A 6,505-nucleotide genomic window follows, 5' to 3' on the forward strand; every position below is an offset into this window, starting at 1 on the left:
CCCCCGGCGTGGCACGGCAGGCCGCGGCGTAGCGTACGGCGCGGGCTCGCCGCACGCCCGGCCCCGGGGGGGGGGGGGGGGGGGGGGGGGGGGGGGAGCCCGCGCCGTACGCCCGGCCCCGAGCCGGACGGCGGCACGAACAGCGGCGTGGGCCCCCGAGGGGCCCACGTGGAAGCGAGGAGGAGACAGGGACCATGACGACCGTAAGCGGAACCACCGTGGACATCACGACGCAGGACGGCACCGCCGACGCCTACCTCGTGCACCCCGAGGGCGGCGCCCCGCACCCGGCGGTGCTCCTCTACATGGACGCCTTCGGGATCCGCCCGGCTCTGCGGGCCTTCGCCGACCGTCTGGCCTCGGCCGGGTACACGGTCCTGGTCCCCAACGTCTTCTACCGCACCGGGCGCGCTCCGGTCGTCCAGCTGCCCGACTTCATCGATCCGGCGCAGCGCCCCGACCTCTTCACGAGCCTGCAGCCGGCGTTCCAGGCGCTCACGCCCGAGGCCGCCGTGCGGGACGCCGACGCGTACCTGCGGTACCTCGCCGAGCTCGCGCAGGCGGCCGAAGGACCCGTGGGCGTGACGGGCTACTGCATGGGCGGCGCCCTGGCCCTGCGCACGGCCGGCGCCCACCCCGACCGGGTCGCCGCCGCCGCGGGCTTCCACGCCGCGAACCTGGCCACCGACGCCCCCGACAGCCCGCACCTGTCGGCCGACCGGATCACGGCGGAGCTCTACTTCGGGCACGCCGACCAGGACCCCGGTATGCCGCCCGAGCAGGTCGAGCTGCTCGAGCGCACCCTCACCTCGGCCGGCGTGCGCCACCGCACCGAGGTCTACGAGGGCGCCCCGCACGGCTTCACCCAGTCCGACACCGCCGCCCACGACCCGGCAGCGGAGGAACGTCACTGGGAGGCCCTCCTCGACCTGTTCCGCAGGACCCTGTGACAGCCACACCCCGGTGAGGGGCCACACCCCGAGGGCCACACCCCGGGGGGGGCCAGACCTCGGGTCCATACCCGAGGGCCACACCCCAGGGGCCCGGCTCAGCGGGAAGGGGCCCGGCTCAGCGGGGGGCGTGCGCGGCCCGGTCGAGGAGGCGCCGCCACACCCCGTAGGAGGCCGCCTCCTCGGCGGGGCGCAGCCCCATGCGGTTGCAGTGCATGTGCAGCAGGGCCAGCACGATGTCGCCGCGGTCCGCGTGGAGTGCGCCGCCGTCCTCCAGCTCGGCCATCCGGCGGGTGAGCCGCTGAGCGGCCGGGCGCCACGCCGCGGCGGCCCGGTCGAGCAGTTCGCGGGCCGGCCCGTCTTCCGTGCGGGCGGCCCACAGGCCGCGCCCGGCCGTCCGGTACAGGCCGCCTCCGGCGTTGCGCGACGCCGCGAGGCGGGCGAGGGCGTGCCGTGCCGCGGGCTCGGGGACCAAGCAGGCGCACAGCGCATCGAGGGTCAGGGCGACCAGCGCGGCACGCTCCTCGGAGGCGTCCAGACCGAGGCCGGACAGACCGGGCAGGCCGGTTGGGGAGGCGCGCAGGTGCCTCAGGAGCTGGACGACGGCCGCGCTGTCCTGCCGGAAGCACTCCTCGGCGTCGGCGATCAGTTCGGGGCCGCCGTACCGCTCGACCTCGCGCTGATAGGTGACGAAGGTGTGGTCCCGGATGTGGCCGCCCCGGGCGAGGTCGTACGCCCAGGCGGTGACCTCGCGCAGCACGTCCCCCCGCGTGCCCTCGTCGGGCACGAAGAACCGCACCCGCAGGTGCGGGGCCGGATCGCCGTAGCGCAGGAAGAACGGGGCGGCCACGCCGTACTGTTCGGACAGCCGCCCGGTGAGGCCCGCCAGGCCGACGCCCAGCAGCGTGTCGTGCGCGTCCGGTTCGGCGTAGAGCTTCACCGCCAGCCAGTCACTGCCCACCCGCTTGGTCCGCGCACCGGGGTCCTCGGCGGTGGCCCGGGCCGGGCGGGGCCGCAGGTGCCGGGCCACCCGGCCCGGGTCCCCGCCGGTCCGTACGAGCGGCACCACGACCTCGGAGGCGTACGGTTCCCCGGCGGCGTCCCGCAAGAAGCCCTCCTCGGGCGCGGGCAGGGCCTCCTCCAGGACGAGTCCGTCCTCCGGCGCCTGTTCCAGGCTGTCGCGCAGCTCGCGCAGGGAGGGGGCGCTGGTGAGGTCGAGCAGCAGGGTGTTGTCGCTGCTGGCGATGTTGACCAGGCGGGGCACCATCCACGTCTGCGCCCAGGCGCGGACGGCGTCGGCGAAGGCGGCCGGCCCGTCGCCGTCGCGGGGGCTGCCGGACGGCGTGAGCTCGCCCGGTCGCAGCCGCCACCGCGCCCGGCGCAGCACCAGGTTGCCCCGTTCGACGCGGGGCAGGAACGGCATGGTCCAGCCCAGACCTTCCCAGCTGAACCACGAGACCGTGCTGGAGAGGGCCTCGGAGACCTCCAGCACGAACCGGCAGGGGTCCGGCGCGCCCGCCCAGGTGAGCATCGTGCGATCGGTGACGTGCAGCCGCCGGCCCAGGGTGCGGCTGCGCAGATAGAGCTTCCCGTCGGCCACGCCGACGAGGACGTCGTCCAGACGGATCACACGGCTCTCGTCCTGACCCGGCGTGACGTTGACCGGCAGTTCCCACGTGTGCGCGGTGGGGCGGATCGAGACGTTGATGGACCGGGCGTCCTGCGGGAGGGAGGACAGCTCGGCGCAGACGGCGTCGCCCTGGCGCTGCTCCTCGGCGGCGGCCAGCTCCCGCAGCGACGCCTGGGTCCCGTCGTCGAGGAGGTCGTGGAAACGGGAGAAGGTCCGGCCGCCCATCCCCACCCCGGCGGTACCGCAGACACCGCGCCAGTGCTCACGGCCGGGGCCCGGCGGCAGGAGGGCGAGGTGCAGGTCGAGGACGGGCATCGGCGGCCGGTGGTCGTCCTCGGCGGCCGAGGCCTCGGCGAGCTCGTCGAACAGCCGGTCGTCGAGCCGGACGCTCAGCTCCCGGCGGGCCAGAGCCCCGGTGACCAGCCGGATCAGCACGGCCTCCCGCGACGACCCGTCCGGCACCTCGGGCCGGTCCGCCGGCTCCGGCAGGACGCCTGGCAGCGGGTACGCCTGTCCCGGGGAGCGGTACCTGCGCGGCGGGCCGAGGCCGGTCTCCGGGGTCAGCGCCTCCAGCAGAGGGATCTCGGAGCGGTGGCCGTAGCGTTCGGCGAAGGCGTCGGCGTACTCCTTGAGATGCGGCGGGTAGCGGTCTTCCGCGCCCACGCGCCGCAACACGTGGGCGGCCTCTTCGGCCAGGCCGGCCACGGCCCGTGGAAGCACCACAGGCGCTTCGGCGTTCAGCGCCGCGTCGATCTGGAGGGTCGGGCCCGAGTGGCCGCCGATGGCTTCGGGCATCGGCGCGCTCGCCGCGTCGAGCAGTTCCCGTGCCGGGAGCCGGCCCTTGTTGAACGCGGTGACCGCCGCCTCCACCTCGTCGATCGCCCGCGCGACAGCGGGGTCGGTGACGGGCGGAAGCATCGAGCGCAGCAGCGAGTCGTCGCGGTCCGTGCGGGCGGTCGGCGCGACCAGCAGCCGGGGACGCTCGACGGTGATGAGGATGTCGCTGTCGACGAGGCCGTCGAGCAGGGCCGCGACGCGCTCGGGACCGGCCGTCGGGTAGGCCTCGGTGAGCGCGGCGGTGAGGTCGCCGAGCGTCGTCGGCGTACGGGTGAGGTCGAGCACCGACCGGATCGGCGCGGTGAGCCGTACGCTGACGGAGCGCCGCCCCTGAGGCGTGGGGCGCTGCTCGTCGCCGTGCGTGGCCGGGTGAGCGGCCTCGGCGCCCTCGTGGAGTCCGTAGCCCTCGGCGGTGGACAGCCACACCCGGCCGCGGGACACATGAAGCAGGTCGTTGCGCCGCACCCGCAGGTCGTCACGGGAGCGCTCCGCACCGAAGGCGAGACGCTTCACCAGGTGCATGACCCATCCGGAGTCCGCGCGTGCGCGGGCCGTGCCGAGGGCGCCATGTCCGAGCAGGGTGCGCTGCTCGGCGCCGAACACGCCGGTGGTCACGCCCGCGAAGAGGCCGAACGGTGTCGAGCGGAAGCTCATCCGGTTCAGGTAGCGGCCCAGACCGCGGACGGCCTTGCGCCGGCTCTTGCCGGTGAGCGTGTCGAACCGCTCGACGGCGTCCGCCAGATGGGGCGAGGCGGCCCGCACCGCGTCCGGCACGCCCGGGGCCCACCACAGCTTGAGGAGCCGCTCCGCGTAGTCGTCCTGCCAGGCGTCCGTACTCAGGGTGTCGCCGTCCGCCGGCAGCGACCTGAGCAGTTCGAGCAGCGGGCGCGCGGGCAGGGCGGGCGCCCTGAGCATGAAGAACCCGCAGGCCCGGTAGGTGTCGGCGGCCTCTTCGCTCATGTCTCCCCCATGCTCCCCTCGGGTCTCGTCCCCGTCTCCGGTCTCGTCCCCGCCTCCGGTCTCGTCCCCGCCTCCGGTCTCGTCCCCGCCTCGGTCCCGTCCGGTGCGTCCCCGCGCGGGGGCCTGGGGGTCAGGAACAGCAGCTCGTCCCACCCGGCCGCCGCCTCGGAGACGGTGCCGAGGAGGGCGAGCAGGACTCCGGCCGCTCCGTTCAGCAGGCCGGCGCTGTGCTCCTGTTCACCCCACGGGTCGTAGTCGGGAAAGAGGTAGGGGTGGCTCTGGTCCGCGTACGAGCACATCCGCGACAGGAACGCGTCGCGCATGCGCCACAGGTCCGGCACGCCGGTCTGCGCGGCGGCGCGGCCGTAGATGGCGACCAGCCCCGCCAGGCCGTGGCACACCGTGGGCGAGTTGACGCGCTGCTGCTCGGCGGGGGTGCGTTCGACGCCGAGAAGCGTGGCCACCGCGAGGTCGCCCGGCTCCGGGTCGCCGCAGGCCGGCGAGGCCGACAGCAGGGACGCGGCGACACCGGGCGGGCCGTAGCACCACGCGCTCCTGGCCGGTACCTGCGAAGCACCGGTGTCGGGGCGTCCGGAGTCCGGGTGGGGCAGCAGAAGGTTGGCCCACGCGGGGTAGTCCAGGCCGTCGATGCGCAGCTGCGCGAGCGTACGGGCGAGGGCGCGGACTCCCTGCCGCACTCGGCGGGCCCGTGCGCCCGAGTCCGCGGTGCCGGCCGCGCCGGCGATGTCGGGGCGGCAGAGGGCGGCGAGGATGCCCGGGGGCCCATGGGCGAATCCCAGGTTGTAGACGCCGTCGGGAAAGTTCTTCACGTATCCCGGAAGGGGCGTCGGCTGCCCGTCGGGCCCCGGAATGCTGGGGAAATGGGAGGGCGCGCAGAACCACCTGAGCGTGCCGCCGTCATCGTGGGTCAGCTCCACCAGGTAGTCGGCGAGGCGGCCCGTGGCCTCCCTGGTCGCGTCTGTCGCGCGCCCGCCGAGGACGTCGGCGGCCTTGAGGAGCGCGGAGAGCCAGCCTGCCGCGCCTCCGATGACGTCGTAGTCGTGCGAGGCGACGCTGCCCGCGGCGGTGTGGAGCGTGATCGCGAGCGTCTGCCGGGCGAGCCGGTCGGTCATGGTGGCGAGCGTCGGGAGGTAGCGCGGCTCCAGCCGGGCGTACTCGGTCACCGCCCAGACGACACCCGCGGTGCCGAGGTACAGACCGGGCGCGTGCAAGGGCGCGGTGGCGCTCGCCTCGGCGGTGCGCCGCAAGTGGCGCTGGCCCGTTGTGAAGTAGCGATCGTCGTCGAAGACCTCGGCGGCATAGCGCAGGGCCAGCGCGATGCCGGGGGCGCCGTCGGCGAGGTCGGCTTTCCCCGCGGCGTCGCCGGCCGATTCCACGAGCCGGTCAGCCACCTCGCGAGCCAGCCGCAGAACCTCGTCGTCGGTCACTCCCCCCGCCGAACGAGACTCCATGGCTTTGCCGTTACCTCTCTCAGCCCTGTGAAGCTCATGACCAGACGGAGGGCTCACCAGGCCCCGATGTGCAGGGGCCGCGGGGCCCTCCGCGTGGCTCCGCTCGGGTGCGTCACCTCAGATGTGACGTGTCAGCAGCACCCGCTGAGTGTGTCGGTGCACAGTGACGTGCGTGACGTCGCGCAGCCGCCGTTGTTCGTGGCAGCGGCGGAACTGGTCGAGACCTCCGCGTGACCCACACGCAGGTCGAGGGAGAACTCGTCTTCCAGCAGGTCTTCGCTCATGGTGTTTCCCTTCAATAAGGGGCCCGTACGGGACTCTCCGGGAAATCGGCGTATGTGAATGCCGGATTCACCGGAGCTTCATGGAACGTAGTCGAGCACCCCGAGAGCGTCAACACACCCGCCACGCGGACCACTTGGGTATCTGGGGCCGACGGGAGCCGGCGCGGGAGTTGGCACGGGGGCCGGTACGGGTGCCGGCACGGGGCCGGTACAGGAGCCGGCACGGGAGCCGGCACGGGGCCGGTACAGGAGCCGGCACGGGGCCGGTACAGGAGCCGGCACGGGGCCGGTACAGGAGCCGGCATGGGGGGCGACCCGTCGCGCCTCGCCTCGTGTCCGGCGTGGGGGGGGGAGTGGTGTACCGGAGCGCAG

Annotated in this window: 4 protein-coding genes; 1 reads left to right on the top strand and 3 read right to left on the bottom strand. The window is 74.6% G+C overall.

Annotation, left to right across the window (positions count from 1 at the left end; genetic code table 11):
* Positions 1–194 precede the first annotated feature (194 nt).
* Entirely contained in the window at positions 195–950 is a 756-nt protein-coding gene (locus AB8Z75_RS29700) for a dienelactone hydrolase family protein (protein WP_369207363.1), read from the top strand.
* 118 nt (positions 951–1,068) lie between these two features.
* Here the strand turns inward: AB8Z75_RS29700 and AB8Z75_RS29705 are convergent, their stop codons facing one another.
* The 3 genes from AB8Z75_RS29705 to AB8Z75_RS29715 form a co-directional block, all read right to left on the bottom strand.
* Entirely contained in the window at positions 1,069–4,377 is a 3,309-nt protein-coding gene (locus tag AB8Z75_RS29705) for a lantibiotic dehydratase (RefSeq protein WP_369207365.1), read from the bottom strand.
* A complete protein-coding gene (locus tag AB8Z75_RS29710) occupies positions 4,374–5,849 on the bottom strand; it encodes a lanthionine synthetase C family protein (RefSeq protein ID WP_369207367.1) in 1,476 nt (491 codons plus the stop codon). Before AB8Z75_RS29710 ends, AB8Z75_RS29705 begins: the two co-directional genes overlap by 4 nt.
* A gap of 131 nt (positions 5,850–5,980) precedes the next feature.
* Positions 5,981–6,133 carry a hypothetical protein gene (locus tag AB8Z75_RS29715; protein WP_181856300.1) on the bottom strand — a complete coding sequence of 51 codons (153 nt, stop codon included), beginning with the start codon at positions 6,131–6,133 and terminating at the stop codon, positions 5,981–5,983.
* Positions 6,134–6,505: the final 372 nt, after the last annotated feature.

It is taken from the genome of Streptomyces sp. PU-14G (assembly GCF_041028275.1).
GTDB lineage: Bacteria > Actinomycetota > Actinomycetes > Streptomycetales > Streptomycetaceae > Streptomyces.

What these genes read in the sequence shown, in the direction of transcription:
- AB8Z75_RS29700 (WP_369207363.1), top strand. Translation starts at nt 195, where the DNA reads ATGACGACCGTAAGCGGAACCACCGTGGACATCACGACGCAGGACGGC.
- AB8Z75_RS29705 (WP_369207365.1), bottom strand. Translation starts at nt 4,377, where the DNA reads ATGAGCGAAGAGGCCGCCGACACCTACCGGGCCTGCGGGTTCTTCATG.
- AB8Z75_RS29710 (WP_369207367.1), bottom strand. Translation starts at nt 5,849, where the DNA reads ATGGAGTCTCGTTCGGCGGGGGGAGTGACCGACGACGAGGTTCTGCGG.
- AB8Z75_RS29715 (WP_181856300.1), bottom strand. Translation starts at nt 6,133, where the DNA reads ATGAGCGAAGACCTGCTGGAAGACGAGTTCTCCCTCGACCTGCGTGTG.